The organism is Arthrobacter sp. SD1074B, assembly GCF_056780195.1.
In genome coordinates this window covers 221,834-240,087 of record NZ_JBRAZT010000001.1, presented here as the reverse complement: position 1 = coordinate 240,087, position 18,254 = coordinate 221,834, and the positions used below count along the sequence as shown (strand labels likewise).

Sequence of the window (18,254 nt, the reverse complement as noted above, 5' to 3'; positions counted from 1 at the left end):
GGGGCAAGCGCCGAACGGCGTCGGCGGGCGCGGGACCAAAGCCCCTAGCCGCCGCTCCGGCGCACCCGCTGTACTGGGAGGACGCACCACTGGGGGTGCTGCGTCCGCCTACCGGGAGGATCCATGCCGGCACCCGCAGTTGGTCCTCCGACCGCCGTCGTAGCCGCCGGCTACGACGGTTCCGAATCCTCGCAGCTTGCCGTCCGCTGGGCCGCCGAACATGCCGCCGCCCGGGGCATGCGCCTGCGGGTGGTGCACGCCTGGGTTTGGCCGATGTTTACCAAAGACCTGGGACCGGTCAAGGGCGTGGCCGGCAGCGGGCTCCGGCATTCCGCCGAGACCATCCTCGCTGAAGGGGTGGGGCTGGTCCACGGCGTTGACCCGGGACTCGACGTCGACGGTGTGATGGAGGCCGGACTGCCCGCGCAGGTCCTGCGGCAGGCCGCCCGGGATGCTGCCCTGCTCGCGGTGGGAAGCCGCGGCATCGGCGGCGTTCTTGGGCACCTGGCCGGCTCGGTGTGCCTTGACCTGGCCGGCTCGGCCCCGTGCCCGCTCATGGTGGTCCGCCGCCCGCACCTGCCCGGCAAGCCCGTCGTCGTGGGCATCGACGCCGCCGCCGGCAGCCCGGCCGTGCTGGCCGAGGCCGCCCGGCTGGCCGCCGCCGTCGGGGCTGAACTGCAGCTTGTCCACGTGGATTCGGGCCGGGGCGGTACCACGGAGCCGCACGGCCGGCACGCCCCGCTCCAGGGCTCGGAACTGCTAAAGCACGCCCTCGATGAAGCGGGACGACTCGCACCCGGGCTCGCAGTCTCCGGAATCCTGACGGAAGGCCACGCGGCGGCCAAAGAACTGGTGGAGGCAGCCGCAGACGCGGACGTGCTGGTCCTGGGCACCCATAACCGCGCGGGAGGCATCGGCAACACCGTCTCCGCAGTGCTGCACAAGGCCGCCTGCAATGTCATGATCACACGCTGATTCTTAGGCACCGGGATCCCTGCCTCCGCAGCCCCGGCCCGGACGAGGAACAGAAAGGGAGGCTCAGTGCGCGCCTGGTGGGTTGCGCGGCCGGGACCGATCGCCGCCGGTCCGCTGGTTTCAGGCGAGCGCCCGGACCCCGTCCCCGGCCGCGGCGAAGTGCTGCTGCGGGTGCGGGTGTGCGGGGTCTGCCGGACAGACCTGCATCTGGCCGAGGGAGAGCTGACCCCCAGACGGCCCGGCGTGGTTCCCGGCCACGAGGTTGTCGGTGAGGTGGTAGGACGGGGCCGGGGCGCGGACAGGTTCCGCCGCGGTGAGCGGGTGGGGGTGGCGTGGCTCGGCGGCACCTGCCGATCCTGCCGGTTCTGCCTGCGCGGGCAGGAAAACCTGTGCCTGTCCCCCACATTTACCGGCTGGGACCGCGACGGCGGCTACGCCGAACTCATTACGGTCGCCGAGGATTTCGCCTACCGGGTTCCGGAAGACTTCAACGATGAGGAAGCGGCGCCGCTCCTGTGTGCCGGCATTATTGGCTATCGCGCCCTGAGCCGGGCCGAGCTGCCGGTGGGTGGCCGGCTGGGCATCTACGGATTCGGTGCCTCCGCCCACCTCGCCGCGCAGATTGCGCTCTACCAGGGCGCCCAGGTGTATGTGATGACGCGGTCTCCGGAAGCCCGGCGCCTTGCCCTGGACCTCGGCGCCACCTTTGCCGGCGGCGCCGACGAGCAGCCGCCGGACCCGCTCGACGCCGCAATCCTCTTCGCTCCCGCCGGGGCCCTCGTGCCGCCGGCGCTGCGTGCCCTCGACCGCGGCGGGACCCTCGCCGTCGCCGGCATCCACCTCAGCGACATCCCGCCCCTGCACTATGCCTCGGAGCTGTTCCAGGAGCGCCAGCTGCGCAGCGTCACCGCCAATACGCGGGCCGACGGCGAGGAGTTCTTCCGCATCGCCGCCGAGATTCCCCTGCGCCCCACCACGGTCGCCTACCCCTTCGACGCCGCAGACCAGGCGCTGCAGGACCTGGCCGCGGACCGGGTCACCGGCGCCGCCGTCATCCGCGTTGCCCCCTAACGCAGCAGCCCGCCCCGCCCGGTGCGGGGGAATTCGTGCTGCTCGCCGGCCCGGAGCAGCACCATCTGCCTGCCGACCCGGACCAGCACGGGAGCGGCGTCTCCGGGGGCCGCGGACACAAGAAGCCGGTCGGTTTCCAGGTGCACGGACAGGAGCTGGTCGCGGTAGCGGACCTGGAAGTCCACCCGGCGGAGTTCGGCCGGCAGCCGGGGGGTGAAGTCGAGGGCGTCGCGGGTAATCCGCAGCCCCGCGAAACTGCGCTGGACGACGTCGATCGAGCCGGCCATCGCGCCCAGATGGATTCCCGAGCTTGTGGTCCCGCCCTGGGTGTCGTCCAGGTCCGCGTCCAGGGCTTCCCGGAACGTGGCCCAGGCCCGCTCCGGATCGCGTTGCGCCAGGACCGAGGCGTGCGCCACCCGGCTCAGCGTGGAGCCGTGCGCGGTCCGGGCCAGGTAGAAGTCCACGGTCGCGGCCATCTGCGCGGGCGTGACGGTGTAGCCCAGCCGGCCGAGGAACCCCACGAGCTGGTCCTCGCCCAGGACATACAGCAGCATCAGGACGTCCGCCTGCTTGGCCAGCCGGTAATGGTTGGTGCTGTCGCCCTCGGCTTCCAGGATGAGGTCCAGCCGTTCGATGTTGCGGTAGCTGCGGCGGTAGTGGTTCCAGTCCAGCTCGCGGAGCGCGCCGTAGCCGGCGAACTGGCTGATGATGCCGTTGCCGTGGAAGGGCACGAACATGCGCCGGCTCAGCCGGGCCCAGGCCGCTATCTCGCCGGCGGTGATGCCGAGCCGGGCATGGAGGTCCTCCATGTCGAAACCCCGGACGGAGTGCATGATCCATTCGGCCTGGTCGAAGACCCAGGCGGCCATGATGTTGGTGTAGGCGTTGTCATCCAGGCCGCCTCCCGGATTGCCCGGGGGCCCGGTGTGGTACTCGTCCGGGCCCATGACGCCCCTGAGGTGGAACCGGTCGTCGGTGGCATCGTAGTCCGCCATCGAGGCGAACAGCCGGGCGACGTCGACAATCAGTTCCGCGCCGTGCTGGGTCAGCCAGCCGCGGTCCTGGGTCGCCTCGAAGTACTGCCAGGCGTTGTAGGCAACGGCCAGCCCCACGTGGCGCTGGAGATGGGAGTAGTCCGGCATCCAGTGCCCGGACAGTTTGTTGAAGAGCAGCTTGGGGGTCTGCTCGGTGCCGTCGCTGCCGCTCTGCCATGGGAACAGCCCGCCACGCAGGCCGGCGGCTTTCGCGGCGTCGCGGGCCGTGCCGAGTCGCCGCCAGCGGTAGTCGATCAGCTCCCGGGCGAGCGAGGGCAGCCGGGAGTTCAGCACGGGCAGGACAAACAGCTCGTCCCAGAAGACGTGGCCGCGGTAGCCCTCCCCGTGCAGCCCGCGAGCCGGCACGCCGGCGTCCAGTTCGGCCGTGTGCGTCGTCAGGGTCTGCAGCAGGTGGAAGACGTGCAGGTTCAGGATCAGTTGCGCCTGCGAGGGTGCGTCGGACTCTATGATGAACGGTGCCAGCAGCAGCGACCAGGCCCGCTCGTGGTCTGCCAGCAGCGCCTCGAAGCCGTCCGAGCGCGCCAGCACCGCCTCGGCGGCCGTCAGCGGCGAGGAGACCGCATGGTCCCGGGAACTGGCGACCCCCACCGTCTTGGTAACTTTCACCGCAGTCCCGTCCGCGACCGGCACGTCGAAGCGGTGCGCGTACAGGCCGTCCAGTTGCTCGAAGGCGGAATTGGCCGGCCCGGACACTTCGGTGCGCAGTGCCACCGCGATGCCGATGCGGCTCTGGCTGGTCTGCACCTGCACGCTCAGGCCGACGGCGCCGCGGCGAACTGCATTCTGCCCACCGGCCGACCGCCCACCTGCGGATTCTGTCGCCTGCACCGCCGTCAGGTGCCGGTTGGACAGCTGCGCGTCCTCGGGAACGTTGGAGTTGGTCACCGCGGTGTCGCAGCCGCTGCGGACGCTGATGCTGCCGCTCCAGCCGTCCGCGGTGAGGACGGTCTCCAGCGCGGCCAGATGCGGCTCGGCCATCGACACAACGCGGCGCTGCACCAGCTGAAGCCGGCGCCCGGCGCCGTCCTCCAGCAGCGCTTCCCGGGTGAGGAGCGCGCGTTTGAGGTCCAGGGTGCGGCGCTCCTGCCGAAGCGTCAGGCCGCCCTCGGACCACCAGGCGCCGTCACCGATGCGCAGGTCCAGATGCAGCCAGTCCGGAATGTTCACCATGTGCTCATCCACGGTGCGCTGGCCCTGCACGACGCTGGCCAGGCGGTTGTAGACACCGGCGAGGTAACTTCCGGGATAGTGGATCTCGCCGCCGCGGTGTTCGGGGGCCGCGCCACGGGTGGCCATGTAGCCGTTGCCCAGGGTAGTCAGGGCCTCCCGGTGCCCTTCGTGGGCAGGATCGAAGCCCTCGTAAACCAGCATCCACGGGTGGGTGATGACCAGCCCGATGTCCAGTTCGCTGACGTCTTCGACCACGATGTCCGCGCCGGCGTTCTCCAGTTCGGCCCGCCGGCCGGTCCGGTCAATGCCGACGACGAGGCCGAATCCGCCGCGGCGACCGGCTTCGACGCCGGCGACGGCCGCTTCGATCACCATGGCCCGCGCCGGCGGGATGTCCAGCCTCCGCACCGCCTCCAGGGCCAGGGCCGGAGACGGTTTGCCGGGGATGGCCTGCCGCAGCGCCGCCTGCCCGTCCGCCACGTGGTCGAAGAACCCGTTCAGGCCGACGGCGGCGAGGAGCGCGCCGGCGTTGGGGGCGGAGGTGGCGAGCAGCACCGGGATCCGGCCGGCCCTGAGCCGTTCCAGCAGGGCCAGGGTGCTGGGGAAGGCCCGCGGCGGCTGGCCGCGCAGCATCTGTCCGAAGAGTTCGTCCTGGCGTTTCCCGAGCCCGAACGCCGTCCACTCGTCCGGACCGTCGTCGGGTGAACCCGCCGGCAGCGAAACGCCGCGCGAGGCCAGGAACGCCGAGGCGCCGTCGGCGGGCGTTCGGCCTTCGATGAAGCCGATGTAATCGGCGTCGGTGGGTGGATCCCGGCGGGCACGCGCCGGGAGCCGGGGGTCCTGGAAGACGTCATCGAGGAGCCGTCTCCACGCGGCCGCACGGAGATCGGCGGTGTCCAGAACAACGCCGTCCAGTTCGAAGACCACCGCGTCGACGGGCGCCAGCGCAGCAGCAACCGTGGGCGACTCCGTCATGGGCTATTCGTACCAGTCATCCGGGTCCGGCAACAGTGGCGCGCGGCCCGGTTGCGTCGCTCAGCCGAGGAGCGCATCGAGGGTGGTGAAGCCGTAGCCTGCCTGGCGGACCCGGTTGATGAGTTGCGGGAGGGCGTCGGCGTCCAGGGTGCTGCCGTCGTCGGGGTTGGAACCGATGTGCATCAGGACGATTTCCCCGGGTTGCAGGCCGGCCAGTGCACGGTCGGCGACGATCTGGGCGGTGACGCCTCCGCTGGTGCCTTTCCAGCCCAGGGTGTCGACTGTCCAGCGCACCGGCACGTAGCCCAGCGAGTTCACCACGGCAATGGTCCGCACGTCGCGTTCGCCGAAGGGGAAGCGGAACAGCGGGCGGCCGTCGGCTCCCCCGGCCGTGATCGCCGCCTGGGCGCCGGAGAGTTGCTGGGCGATCTGGGCGTCGGAGAGGGACGTGAAACCGGGGTGCGTCATCGAGTGGTTGCCGATCCGGTGGCCGGCGGCAACGATCGACGCAACGCCCGCGGGGTTGGCGCTGGCCCAGTTGCCGGTGAGGAAGAAGGTGGCCCGGACCCCGGTGGCGCCGAGGGTGCGGAGAATGCTGGGCAGGCCGGCCGAATTGGCCCCGGCGTCGAAAGTCAGGGCAACCACGCGGCCGGCGTTCGGGATGACCTCGACGTCGGCGCCCCGGAGCGCCGCCGGGAACGGGGCCGGGGGCGGCGCCGGGGGTTCGGGTGCCTTCGTGGCCGGCGGCTCGGGCGGGACCGGGGCGGCGCTCGACGGCGGGGCAGGCTTGACGGTCGGCGTCGGGCTGGTCGGCGCAGGGGTGGCCGGCCGCGGGGTTGCGGTGGAGGGGCTGGCAGCCGGGGCCGTCGACGGAGCAGCGGCCGGGGGCTCGCGGGAGAGGATCAGTGCCGTCACGACCGTGGCGGCCAGCAGCAGCACCGCCGCCAGCGCAACCAGCCGACGGCGTCCGCCAGCGAAGACCGACCACATGCTTCACCGTGGCACCACCGGCCCCGCGTCGGTAGGGCTAAAAGGCCCGCAGCCAGCCCCGAGCCATGCGCGAACGGGCACTTGGGGCCCCGCACGCCCCGCCGCAGGGGCCGCAAGTGTACGTTCGGCCCGGGGGCGGCGCGGGGTGGCGCAGTAGGATGCAAGTAGTCGCAGACGCCGAGTCTTGCGCGAAGAACGAGGCGGGACAACCGTGAAAATTGCGCTGCGGTATCCGCTGGTGGCGGGCACGGTCGCGGCCCTCCTGGCGGTGGTATTGCTGCTGGCCTCGGGCCAGGAAGGCATCGCGCGGATCGCCGCGAGCATCTACGCGCTGGCCGTGGCGGCCTACCTCGCCGTCGGCATGGTCCGCCGGCTGATCGGCGGCCAGTGGGGCATCGACATCCTGGCCGTCACCGCCATTGTCAGCACCGTATTGGTGGGCGAATTCATCGCCTCGATGATCATCGTGCTCATGATGGCCGGCGGCACCGCCCTCGAGGACTATGCCGCAGGCCGGGCCAAGAAGGAACTGACGTCCCTGCTGGAGCGTGTCCCGCAGACAGCCCACCGGGAACGCAACGGCGGAGCCGCCGGAACCCCGGCCGCCGAATCGGGCGGCCAGCACGAGGATGTTGCCGCGACCGACGTCCGGATCGGTGACATCCTGCTGGTCAGGCCGGGTGAAGTGGTGCCGCTGGACGGCGTCCTGCTTTCCGAATCCGGGACGTTCGACGAATCCTCGCTCACCGGGGAGAGCCTCCCGGTGGAGCGCGTGGCCGGCGAAGGGCTGATGAGCGGCTCCCTCAACGGCGAAGCCGCGGTCCGGATGCAGGTCACGGCCCTGATGGAGGATTCGCAGTACAGCCGCATCGTCGCACTGGTCAAGGAAGCCGCGGACAGCAAAGCTCCCATGGTGCGGCTCGCGGACCGGTATGCCGTCCCGTTCACCGCCCTCGCCTACGTTCTCGGAGCGATCGGCTGGATCGTCAGCGGCAGCCCGGTCCGGTTCGCGGAGGTGCTGGTGGTGGCCACGCCGTGTCCGTTGCTGATCGCCGCCCCCGTGGCGTTCCTGGGCGGCATGAGCCGTGCCGCGCGGGGCGGCATCATCGTCAAATACGCCGGCGTCCTGGAGCAGCTGAGCCGGATCAAAACGGTGGCCTTCGACAAGACCGGCACCCTGACCTACGGCCGGCCCTCGCTGGTGGGCATCCGGACCGCGGGGTCCTTTACCGAGGACCGGGTCCTCGGGCTGGCGGCGTCCGCCGAACAATATTCCTCCCATGTACTCGCTGCCTCGGTGATGGACGCCGCACGGAGCCGCGGGTTGGTCTTCGACACCGCCACGGAGGCCACTGAATTCGCCACGCACGGCGTCCGGGCCCGCTTCGACGGCCGGGACGTGGTGGTCGGCAAGCCCAATTTCGTGGCGGAATCGGCCGCCGGCGTCGTGGAGACCGAGCTGGCCAGCGGCGAGCTCGCCATCTACGTGGGCGTCGCCGGGGAATTCGCCGGGGCCCTGGTGATGAGCGACCCCATCCGCAGGGAGACCCGGCGCACCGTGGCCGAGCTCCGTGAACTCGGTGCCGCCCGTACGGTCATGCTGACCGGCGACGGCCTCGGCACCGCCCAGCACATCGCTGCCGAGGCCGGGCTCACGGATGTCCGGGCCGAGTGCCTGCCGCCGGACAAGGTCGAAGCCGTCCGGGCCCTGCCCCTGCGCCCGGTCATGATGGTGGGCGACGGCGTCAACGACGCCCCCGTCCTGGCCGTCGCCGACGTCGGGATCGCGATGGGCGCGCGGGGATCGACGGCGGCCGGCGAGTCCGCCGACGTCGTGATCATCCTTGATGACCTGTCCAAGGTGGCCTCGGCCGTGCGGATCGGGCAGCGCACCGTGAAGGTCGCGCTGCAGAGCATCTGGATCGGGATCGCCTTGAGCGTGGCGCTGATGCTCGCCGCGGCCGCGGGCTACGTTCCGGCCATCGCCGGGGCCCTGTCCCAGGAGGTAGTGGACCTGGCCACCATCCTGAACGCGCTGCGGGCCCTGGGTTCCGGCCGGCCCGCGGGCCCCGGGACAGCGGCCGGCCGGACTAGTCCCCGGACGCCAGCTTCTCGGCTTCCGCGATCCGCGGGACGGTCCTGAGGTAGCTGTCCGGGTTCAGCGAGATCGAATCGATGCCCTCGCCGACCAGGAAGGCCGCGAACTCCGGGTGGTTGCTGGGGCCCTGCCCGCAGATGCCGATCTTGATCCCGGCCGCGTGCGCCTTCCGGATCGCCTCGCTGATCATCGCCATGACGGCCTCGTCGCGCTCATCGAACAGCGCCGCCAGCTGCGCCGAATCGCGGTCCACCCCCAGGACCAGTTGGGTCAGGTCGTTCGAGCCGATCGAGAAGCCGTCGAAGCGGGTGGCGAACTTCTCGGCCAGGACCACGTTGGAGGGGATCTCGCACATCATGTACACCTGCAGGCCGTGCTTGCCGCGGACCAGGCCGTTCTCTGCCATCACCGCCAGGACCTTGTCCGCCTCCCCCGGCGTCCGGCAGAAGGGGACCATCACAATGATGTTGCTGAAGCCGAGCTTCTCCCGGACCTGTTTCAGGGCCCGGCATTCAAGCGCGAACCCCTCCCGGTACCGCTCGTCGTAGTACCGCGAGGCGCCACGGAAGCCAAGCATCGGGTTCTCCTCGGCCTCTTCGAAGGCTGAGCCGCCCACCAGGTGGGCGTACTCGTTGGTTTTGAAGTCGCTGAGCCGCACAATGACCGGGTCCGGATGGTACGGCGCGGCGATCTTCGCGATGCCCAGCGCCAGGGTGTCCACGAAATAGTCGCGTGGATCGGCGTAGCCGCGCGTCAGGTCCCGGATCTGTGCCGTTTCCTGCGGGTCGGTGACGCGTTCCGGATGGACCAGCGCCATCGGATGGACCCGGATCAGGGCGCTGATGATGAACTCCATCCGGGCCAGCCCGACGCCGTCCGCCGGCAGCCGCCACCACTGGAAGGCGGCCGCGGGGCTGGCGATGTTGACCATGACTTTGGTGCGCGTCGGCGGCAGCTCGCCGAGGTCCACGTCTTCGGTTTCGAACGCGAGGCTGCCGGCGTAGACGCGTCCCACATCGCCTTCGGCGCAGGAGATCGTCACGGCCTGGTTCTCGGCCAGCGCGGAGGTGGCATTGCCGGTCCCGACGACGGCGGGCACGCCCAGTTCGCGGCTCACGATCGCCGCGTGGCTGGTGGGGCCGCCGTGGTCGGTGACGATCCCCGCCGCGCGCTTCATGATGGGGACCCAGTCCGGGTCGGTCATTTCGGTGACCAGGATGGCGCCGTCGCGGAATTTCTCGATGTCCGCGGCGCTTCGGATCACGCACGCCGTCCCCTGCGCGATGGAGTCGCCGATCGCGGACCCGGTTACCAGCACCGGCCCGGTTTCCAGGAGGTGGTGGAGGGTGAACCGGGAGCCGGTCTTGAGCGACTGCACGGTCTCCGGCCGGGCCTGGACCATAAACAGCTCGCCGGTCTCGCCGTCGCGGGCCCATTCCATGTCCATCGGCCGGCCGTAGTGCTCCTCCACCGAGACGGCCCAGCGGGCCAAGGTGAGGATCTCGGCGTCGGCCAGGACGAAGGCCCGGCGTTCCGCGTCCGAGGTGTCCACGGTGCGGGTGCGGGCGTGGCCGCCGCGGCTGTAGACCATCTTCTGTGCCTTGGAGCCGAGCGTCTTTTCGATGATCGGACTGACCCCTTCCGCCGGTCCCCCGGCGGCGTCGGTCAAAAGCGGCTTGAAAACCAGGTATTTGTCCGGGTTGATGGTGCCCTGCACCACGGTCTCGCCGAGGCCCCAAGCGGCGCTGATGACGGCCGCCCGGGGGAAACCGGAGTCCGTGTCGATCGAGAACATCACCCCGGAGGCGCCGACGTCGGAGCGCACCATCCGCTGGACCCCGATCGAGAGCGCGACGTCGAGGTGATCGAAACCCTTAACCTCCCGGTAGCTGATGGCCCGGTCGGTGAACAGCGAGGCGTAGCAGCGCCGGCAGGCATCCATCAGTTCCCGGTCGCCGGCGACGTTCAAAAAGGTTTCCTGCTGGCCGGCGAAGCTGGCATCGGGCAGGTCCTCGGCCGTGGCGCTGCTTCGGACCGCGACGGAAAGCCGCTCCCGCCCGGCGCGCTGCCCCAGTTCGGCGTAGTGCGAGCGGATGGAGTCGGCGATGTCCGGCGGGAAATCGCTGGCCAGGAACAGTTCCCGGATGGCTTCGCCGGTTTCGCGGAGTGTGGCGTCCCCGGAGCGGTAGGCGAGGATCCGCGAGCGCATGGCCGGTTCGATCCCGTTCGCTTCTACGAAGGTCCGGTAGGCCGCGGCAGTGGTGGCGAAACCGTCCGGGACCCGCACGCCCCGGGCCTTGAGGGACTGGATGAGTTCGCCCAGGGAGGCGTTTTTACCGCCGACCTGGGGGACGTCGCCCATGCCGATTTCTTCAAACCACTTCACGTGTTCGGGCATGCCGGCGCTCCTTTGGGCGTGAGTCCATCCATGGTCCGATCCTGCGGCCCCGGGATGTGTGAGGTCAGAGGCTTTCGACCTTTTAGGCGGCGCGGCTTAGGCGGCACGGCCGGGCCGGCGCTGCCGGGCCACTTTGTAGAGCCAGTCGGCGATCAGGACCGCCGGGATGGCGGCGAGCGCCACGGCCAGTCCCCCGGGTGTCGGGGGCGCATGGCCCAGCAGGGCGGCGAGCGGGCCGAGGAACAGGAAAACGGAAAGCAGCCCCAGCTCCGCCAGCACGGCCCAGAGCAGCAGCCGGTTGGTGAACCAGCCCAGCCGCCACGGCGGCGACGTGGCGCTGCGGCAGGCGAAGGCGTTGGCGAGCTGGGCCAGCACCACGGTGGTGAACGCGGCGCCGGACGCTGCCATCAGCACGTCCGACGGCGGCAGCACGGCACCAGGGCTCCAGCCGGCGCCGAAGAGCACGGCGGTGTACGCCGTCATCTCCAGCAGCGCCTCCACCGGTCCCAACAGGCCGAAGACCCGGAACATCAGGGCGCGGTCCATCAGGTGCCGGCGTTCCGGCGGCCGTTTCAGGGCCCCCTTGCTGGGCGCTTCGCTGCCAAGCGCCAGGGCCGGCAGTAAGTCGGTGCCGATGTCCAGGGCCAGGATCTGCAGGACGCTCAACGCCAGCGGGAACCTGCCGCCGGACAGGGCCCAGAACACGAACGGGGTCAGTTCCGCGACGTTGTCCGTGAGGTGGTAGGTCAGGAAGCGGCGGATGTTCGCGTAGGTGGCGCGGCCCTGCTCCACGGCCGCGATGATCGTGGCGAAGTCGTCGTCGAGCAGCACGAGGTCCGCGGCTTCGCGGGCCACGTCGGTGCCGCTCAGGCCCATGGCGACGCCGATGTCCGCCTGCTGCAGCGCCGGGCCGTCGTTGACGCCGTCGCCGGTCATGGCCACCACGTGGCCGCGGTGCTGCAGCAGCCTGGCCACCCGGAGCTTTTGTTCGGGCGTCACCCGGCTGACGACGACGCCGTCGCGGTCCAGCAGCGCGGCCAGGACCTCGTCGTCCTCCGGCAGGGTGTGCCCCTCCAGCACCATTTCCGGGGAGCCGATCAGGCCGGTCTCCCGGGCGATGGCCGCGGCGGTGAAGGCGTGGTCTCCGGTGACCATGCCCACCTTGATGCCGGCCTCGCGGGCCGCCTGCAGCGAGAGCCGGACCTCGGCGCGGGGCGGATCGTGCAGGCCGATCAGGCCCAGCAGCGTCAGCCCGGTCTCCACTTCGTCCGCCGTAGTGCTGTCCGGCACCGGCCCCGGCAGCGCACGCTCGGCGACGGCGAGCACCCGGAGACCGCGCGAGGCCATCTGGTCCACCATCTGCAGCGCGCCGTCAGTTCCGTCGCCGTCATTGCCATCGCCGCCGCGCCTGCATAAGGGGATGACGGATTCCGGGGCGCCCTTGACCAGGAGTTCGGTGCCGACGATGGCGGACTCCCGAAGCCGGCGGGGGTCGAAGGCGAAGCGGTGCGACGGCGTCGGCTCGGCCGGAGGGCCGGCGAGGCCGGCCAGCCGGGTGGCCAGGGCATCGATGGCGGCTTCCATCGGGTCGCCCTCGGCGGTCCACTGGCCCTCGTGCAGTACCGCCCGCCCCACCGAGGCGGCGCGCGCGGCGGCGCTGAGCCGCTGCCCCGCCTCGAACGCCGCGGCTCCGGCATCCGCTCCGTCCTCGCCGCTGACCGTCGCCTCCGGCCCGTAGCCGGGCCCGGTGATGCCGAGCAGCCCGGCGGGGGTCCAGACCTCGACGGCGTTCATCCGGTTCTGCGTGAGGGTCCCGGTCTTGTCCGTGCAGATGAAGGTGGTGGAACCGAGTGTCTCCACCGCCTGCAGATTCCGCACCAGGGCGTTACGCGCGGCCATCCGTTGGGCGCCGATGGCGAGCGAGAGGGTCACGGTGGGGAGCAGCCCCTCGGGCACCAGCGCCACGGCCACGCCGATCGCGAAGAGGAACGCGTCGCGCCAGGAAATGCCCACCAGCAGCGAGAGGATGAAGAACAGCGCGCCGATGCCCAGCGCGACGCCGGCGACGATCCGGACGATCCGCTGCAGCTCCAGCGCCAGCGGGCTCGGCGGCGCCTCCACCTTGCCGGTCAGCGAGGCGATCTCGGCGAGCCGGGTCTGTCCCCCGGTGCTGGCCACCAGGCCCTCGGCTGTGCCGATGACCAGGAAGGTGCCGCCGAACACGGTGTCCCCGGCGGCCTTGGCCACCGCTTCGCTTTCGCCGGTGAGCATCGATTCGTCCACCGTGCAGCCCGCGGCGAGCGCAAGGCGCAGATCCGCCGGGACCCGGTCCCCGGCAACCAGCACGACGGCGTCGCCGGGTACCAGCTCGGTGGTGTGCACCTTGATGACGCGGTTGTCCCGGCGCACCGAGACCATGGCGGGCAGGAGCTCCCGCAGCTTCGCTGCGGCGTGCTGGGCGCGTTCCTGCTGGATGTAGGCGAACACGCCGTTCACCAGGATCACCACAACGATGGCGACGCCCAGCTGCGGCATGCCGGCGACGAAGGCGAGGGCCGCCGCGGCCCAGAGCATGACGGCGAAGAAGTGGGTCAGCTCTGCCAGCAGCCGCCGCCAGCCGGGAACCGCGCGGACCTGGGGCAGCCGGTTCGGTCCGCTGCGCTCCAGCCGCCGGGCAGCCTCCGCGGAGCTGAGGCCGGAGAGCCCGGGGAGCGGCCCGGCGCCCGCAGCCGGGATCACCGTCCGCCGCCCGTCACGTGCAGCACCCGGCCCCGGCCCTGCCCAGGTCCCTCATGCCTCCGAGGATGCTCCGGCGCGGCGTGGCCGGTTAGGGCCAAAGGTCACCGCGGCCGGGTACTGCGGCCCGGCTCAGCTGGCGGCCCACCGGCCGGGCTCAGCTGCCGGTGGCCGCCGGCGGCCGCTGCCGGCCCAGCGAGCGCAGGTACGTCCCGAAACCCTGGGGCGCCCGTGCATGGGTCCGGCCGGAGGTCAGCACCCTCATGCTGTCCGTTGCCAGGACGGTGAAAGCGAGGCTGCGCAGGCCCTGGACCAGGGTGCGGTCCTCATGCGATTCCAGATGCGAAAAACCGCCCGCAGCCAGGTACGCGGAGGCCCGGACGCCGAAGTTGGCGCCGTAAATGTGCGGGTGGTTTTCCTCGAAGGGGTGGCGGTCCAGCCAGCGGCGCAACAGCTCCGGATCCATCCCGACGGGGTCCGGTTCCACCGATCCCAGCACCGCGTCGGCCCCCGCTTCGGCGAATTCAAGCTGCCGCACCAGCCAGTTCACTGGAACCTGCGAATCGGCATCGGTGTTGGCCAGCCAGGTCCGTCCCGGCCAGGGCAGCGGCGCGGAACGCTGGCCCGGGGCGCGCCGGTGCGGGCCGAGGACGGCGGCACGAACGCCTGCCGCCCGGCTCGCGCCGGCGCTGCGCAGCCGGACATCGAGCGCCCTGAAGCGCGGGTCGGCGTCGACGTACCCGGCGGTGATCACCGCGGACTGGTCGGTGCAGCTGTCCAGGACCACCATGACCCGGACGGCGACCCCGGGGCGCCGCCGCTGCAGTTCGTCCGCGGCGCATTGCACCGCCCGCAGCGCCCGGTCGATGTGCTGGCCCTCGTTGTGCGCCGGTATGACCACGGCGACGGCGTCGATTCCCGGCCGGCGCTGTGGACTCCGGGCCGGCGGGGTCGGGACGCTCATCCGTGCGGCTCCGGGGCGCGGAGGATTTCCAGTACGAAGTCGCGCTCCCGGTAGAGGCCGGCGTCCGCCCAGCGAAGCTGCCGGCGCGCGGCGGCGTGGACGGTGTCGCCGTCGAGCTCCCAGCCCTCGATCGGGTGCCGCCAGTGGCAGAGCGCCAGCGTCCCGCCGGGCAGCAGCGCGGCCTCGACCCGTTCAAACAGGGTGGCCAGTTCCTCCGGGCTGAGGTAGTAGCCGACCTCCGACACGACGATCAGGTCGAAGGCGCCCTCCGGCCAGTCCCGCGGGACCGTGAGGTGGCGGGTCTGCGCGGCGGGCAGGTGCGCGAGCCGCCGGGCGGCGTGGGCCAGGGCGGCGCCGCTCGCGTCGACGGCCAGGAAGCTGCCGCAGCGTTCCGCGAGTTCCACGCTGAGGGTGCCGATGGAGCAGCCGATTTCGAGGCCGGCGGTGTAGCTGCGGCCGGGCAGGGCTGCGAGCGTTAGGGCGCGCTTGCGGTGTTCGTACCAGCTGGTGGTGTACTGCCAGGGGTCCTCGCTGCGAGCATGGACGGTGTCGAAGAGTCCCTCCGCGTCCGCCGCGGCGTAGCCGGTGCGGGTGCGTGCGGCGTCTGCTGCCGCGCCGTCCGGGCGGCCTTTGGCCGGTGCGGCGGGCCGCTGCCAGGCGAACGTTTCCCAGTGCCGGGAGAAGTGCTGCAGGAAGGCCGGCGGGAGCAGCACTTCGTCTCCCGGCTGGTCGGAGAGTGCCCGGACCTGGGAGGTGTGCGCGGTCATGGCCTGCGCTTTTGCCTGCTCCTCGGCCGGGGTCAGCGGGAGCCGCTGCCAGGACTGCCAGGCCGGGTCCTCGGGGCCAGCCCAGAGCCAGTACCAGATTGGGTACTCCAGCAGCCCGAAGCCGGCGGCGGCGGCCGCCTCGGCGGCGGAGCCCAGCGCGTCGTGGTCCGTGTGGCCGTCATTGCGGTAGGGCGCCACGAGGACGACGCGGTCCGCGGTCCGGCCGGTGGCGGCAGCGGCCTCGGTGATCGCGGCCAGGACCTGCTCCCGGTGGTCGGCGACCTGCCCGTCCGGCAGTCCGAGGTACCGCCAGTCGGCGTCCGGGACGAGCCCTCCGAGTGCGCCGGCGAATTCCTGCAGCCGCAGGTCGGCAAGCTGTTCGGGCGTGGTGCTGGGCGAATCGGGGTGCGAAGCCTCCCCTGCCGTGCACAGCAGCAGCCGCACCTCGGCGCCAAGGCCGTGCAGCCTGGCCATCAGCCCGCCGGCGCCCAGCGATTCGTCGTCGGGGTGCGCGGCCAGGACGATGAACGCGGCGCCGGCCAGCTCGCCGGCGTCGAGCGGCAGTTCCGGCAGGGCGGCGGCGCCGCTGCGCGCCCAGTCCTCTTCGGGCGTCCCGGCGTCGTGGTGCGTGAAGCTCACCATGGGTGGTCCCCCTTGAAGGCCAGGGCGCCGAGCTGGGCGTCGTCGCGCATGGCGTGGTGCTGGCGGATGTAGAGCGAAAGGTCGGCCATCCGCTTGCCGTAGCGAGCGTCGAAGGCCAGCGGGCCGGGCCCGAGGTTCCGGCTCACCAGCGCCTGGACGCGTTCGACGGCGGCGGCCACGCTGCCGCGGACGCGCAGCGCTTCGCTCCAGGCACCGGCCCCGGAGAGCTCCCCGGCGTCGATCCGCGCCGCTGTGCGGGCGAGGTACTGGGTGAGCCCGGTCAGGGTGCGGTCGATTTCGCCGAGGTGGGCGAGGGCGAGCTGGTCCGGTTCGCGGCCGCCGTCGGCCGCTTTCCGCAGCGAGTCCACGTAGCCGCGGGCCACCGCGACGGCGCCGCCGAACCAGCAGGCGGCGACCCCCATGCCGCCCCAGGCGAACCCGGGACGCTGGTAGTACCAGCCTGCCGGGCCGAGCGGTACGGCCGGCACGGCGTCGAAGTGTACGGTGCCGCTGGGGACCTCGCGCAGGCCCAGGCTGGTCCATTCGGGGTCCGCGAAGCCCACACCGGCGGCGTGCAGGTCGACGGCGAACGCGGCGCGGCCGCCTCCGTCGTCCAGGTGCGCGGTGAGCACGGCGCGGTCCAGTTGGGCGGCGATGGAACACCACGGTTTGGAGCCGTTGAGGACGACGCCGCCGACGGTGCTTTTGGCTTCCAGCTTCAGCCCGGGGGCCTCGGCGGCGAAGACGCCCCAGGTCCCGTCGAAGCAAACGCCGGTCGAACCCGGGGCCGGGGCGGCCTGGGTGAGGATCGCGGCGGCGTCGAGGTGGGGTTCCAGGATCCGGCCCGCGGCGACGTCGACGGCGGTCACCGAGGCGAGGATCTCCCAGAGGTAGCCGGTCCGGCCAGTGCCGGGCTTGGGCGCGGTCCCGCCCAGGTCCTTGGCCAGGGCCAGCAGGGCCGGGACGTCGCCGATGCCGGCCTCGGCGGCTTCCAGTAGCGGGTTCAGCCCGGCCAATTCGCCAGGTGCGGAGCTGATCCGTACGGCCTGGGGAGGGCGGGCTTCGTGGGTCGCGTTCATTGCCTCGTCCGTGTCCTTTGCGAAGTGCGCCTGGTGTTGTCCGTGCCTGCAGCTGCCGGCCGAAGCCGCCACTGGGTAAATCCAAGCATACTTAGCACTTGGCCGGTCCCTGCCCGCCGGGCCGGCCGGGCGCACTGCGCACGCCCTCCCGCACTAGAGCACGCGGGCGAGGGCGAAGCCGTCCCAGCCCTTCGAGCCCACGGTCTGGATCACGGTGGCGTCCAGCCGCGGATCCTCGCCCATCATCCGCAGTGCCGCGACGATCCCCGGCGCGTTGACGGCGTCCAGGGCCGGCTCCAGCACCGCCCCTTCCCAGACCACGTTGTCCATCACCACCGTGGTGCCGGGGCGGCCGAGGCGGATGGCCCAGTCCAGGTACTGCGGGTTGTTTTCCTTGTCCGCGTCGATGAACACGAAGTCGAAGGGCCCGGCGCCCTCGCCTTCCAGCGCGCGCAGCGTGTCCAGGGCCGCACCCATCCGGATTTCCACGAGGTGGCCCAGTCCGGCCCGGTCCAGGTTGGCGCGGGCCACCTCGGCGTGCCTGGGCACAAATTCACACGTGGTGAGCCGGCCGCCGTCGGGCAGGCCCTGGGCCATCCAGATGGTGCTGAATCCCGCCAGGGTGCCGATCTCCAGCACCTTCCGGGCTCCGGAGATCTGGACCAGCAGCTTCAGGAGCTTGCCGGCGTTAGGCGCGACCTCGATGGGCGGCATTCCCGCCGCCAGGGCGGCGGCCACCGCATGCCGCAGCGAGTTGTCGGGGCGGACTACGACGCCGGAGAGGTACTCCTCGACGGCGATCCAGCGGGATGTGGGCTGGTGCTCGATCATGCGGCCAGTCTTTCAGTTGCCTCGGCCGGACGGTAGGGCCGGGCTCACGGCGCCGGGGACCGCCGCGGCAGAAGAGGCTAACCTTCCAGGGCCTGTTCCAGCCGGTCGAGTTTGCCGGTCAGCTCGCCGGTATAGCCAGGGCGGATGTCGGCCTTGATTACCAGGGAGACGCGGCTGCCGTAGCGGCCCACCGCTTCCGTAGCGCGCTTCACAACGTCGAACACCTCATCCCACTCGCCCTCAATCGTGGTGAACATCGAGTCGGTGTGGTTCGGCAGGCCGGATTCGCGGACGATCCGCACCGCCTCGGCGACGGCGTGGTGAACCGAGGCGTCGTCGGGTTCGGAACCGGCCGGGGCGTCCGCGGGGCGGCCTGAGGGTGCGACAGAAAATGCAAGCAACATGGCTCCAGTCTGCCACGCGGGCCGGAGCCCGCCCGGGCCAGGGGCGGCGGCCCAACACGTCACATACAGAACTACCCGCCGGTAACAGGTTTCCTCCGC

12 protein-coding genes are annotated in these 18,254 nt (G+C 71.6%); 3 read left to right on the top strand and 9 right to left on the bottom strand.

Features of this window, described 5'->3' with window-relative positions:
* The first annotated feature begins 123 nt into the window (after positions 1 to 123).
* Positions 124 to 975 carry a universal stress protein gene (locus tag ACUYM2_RS01155; RefSeq protein ID WP_481598397.1) on the top strand — a complete coding sequence of 284 codons (852 nt, stop codon included), beginning with the start codon at positions 124 to 126 and terminating at the stop codon, positions 973 to 975.
* Between the two features lie 66 nt (positions 976 to 1,041).
* The gene (locus ACUYM2_RS01150) at positions 1,042 to 2,046 is read left to right on the top strand and encodes a zinc-dependent alcohol dehydrogenase family protein (RefSeq protein ID WP_481598396.1); all 1,005 of its coding nucleotides are present in this window, start codon (positions 1,042 to 1,044) and stop codon (positions 2,044 to 2,046) included.
* Here the strand turns inward: ACUYM2_RS01150 and ACUYM2_RS01145 are convergent.
* Both ACUYM2_RS01145 and ACUYM2_RS01140 read right to left on the bottom strand, forming a co-directional pair.
* Positions 2,043 to 5,246, bottom strand: a complete 3,204-nt coding sequence (locus ACUYM2_RS01145) for an HAD family hydrolase (protein WP_481598395.1) — start codon at positions 5,244 to 5,246, stop codon at positions 2,043 to 2,045. The two genes, ACUYM2_RS01150 and ACUYM2_RS01145, sit on opposite strands and share 4 nt — an antisense overlap.
* Positions 5,247 to 5,306: 60 nt before the next feature.
* Positions 5,307 to 6,236: a polysaccharide deacetylase family protein gene (locus tag ACUYM2_RS01140; RefSeq protein ID WP_481598394.1), complete on the bottom strand. Its 930-nt coding sequence runs from the start codon at positions 6,234 to 6,236 to the stop codon at positions 5,307 to 5,309.
* 211 nt (positions 6,237 to 6,447) lie between these two features.
* Between ACUYM2_RS01140 and ACUYM2_RS01135 the strand changes: the two genes are divergently transcribed.
* Positions 6,448 to 8,379: a heavy metal translocating P-type ATPase gene (locus ACUYM2_RS01135; RefSeq protein WP_481598393.1), complete on the top strand. Its 1,932-nt coding sequence runs from the start codon at positions 6,448 to 6,450 to the stop codon at positions 8,377 to 8,379.
* Here the strand turns inward: ACUYM2_RS01135 and ppsA are convergent.
* From ppsA to ACUYM2_RS01100, 7 genes are all read right to left on the bottom strand, one after another.
* The gene (gene ppsA / locus ACUYM2_RS01130) at positions 8,327 to 10,732 is read right to left on the bottom strand and encodes a phosphoenolpyruvate synthase (RefSeq protein WP_481598392.1); all 2,406 of its coding nucleotides are present in this window, start codon (positions 10,730 to 10,732) and stop codon (positions 8,327 to 8,329) included. The two genes, ACUYM2_RS01135 and ppsA, sit on opposite strands and share 53 nt — an antisense overlap.
* Before the next feature lie 96 nt (positions 10,733 to 10,828).
* Positions 10,829 to 13,471 (bottom strand): cation-translocating P-type ATPase, encoded by a 2,643-nt coding sequence (locus ACUYM2_RS01125; protein WP_481598391.1) that lies wholly within the window; start codon positions 13,469 to 13,471, stop codon positions 10,829 to 10,831.
* Between the two features lie 154 nt (positions 13,472 to 13,625).
* The gene (locus tag ACUYM2_RS01120) at positions 13,626 to 14,432 is read right to left on the bottom strand and encodes a glycosyltransferase family 2 protein (protein WP_481598390.1); all 807 of its coding nucleotides are present in this window, start codon (positions 14,430 to 14,432) and stop codon (positions 13,626 to 13,628) included.
* A complete protein-coding gene (locus ACUYM2_RS01115) occupies positions 14,429 to 15,841 on the bottom strand; it encodes a PIG-L family deacetylase (RefSeq protein WP_481598389.1) in 1,413 nt (470 codons plus the stop codon). Before ACUYM2_RS01115 ends, ACUYM2_RS01120 begins: the two co-directional genes overlap by 4 nt.
* Positions 15,835 to 16,920 (bottom strand): hypothetical protein, encoded by a 1,086-nt coding sequence (locus ACUYM2_RS01110; protein ID WP_481598388.1) that lies wholly within the window; start codon positions 16,918 to 16,920, stop codon positions 15,835 to 15,837. The genes ACUYM2_RS01115 and ACUYM2_RS01110 overlap by 7 nt, the downstream gene beginning before the upstream one ends.
* 153 nt (positions 16,921 to 17,073) lie before the next feature.
* Complete coding sequence (locus ACUYM2_RS01105; RefSeq protein ID WP_481598387.1) at positions 17,074 to 17,751, bottom strand: O-methyltransferase; 678 nt, start codon at positions 17,749 to 17,751, stop codon at positions 17,074 to 17,076.
* A gap of 77 nt (positions 17,752 to 17,828) precedes the next feature.
* Positions 17,829 to 18,155, bottom strand: coding sequence for a thiamine-binding protein (locus ACUYM2_RS01100; protein ID WP_481598386.1), 327 nt, complete (start codon positions 18,153 to 18,155; stop codon positions 17,829 to 17,831).
* Between the last annotated feature and the right edge of the window lie 99 nt (positions 18,156 to 18,254).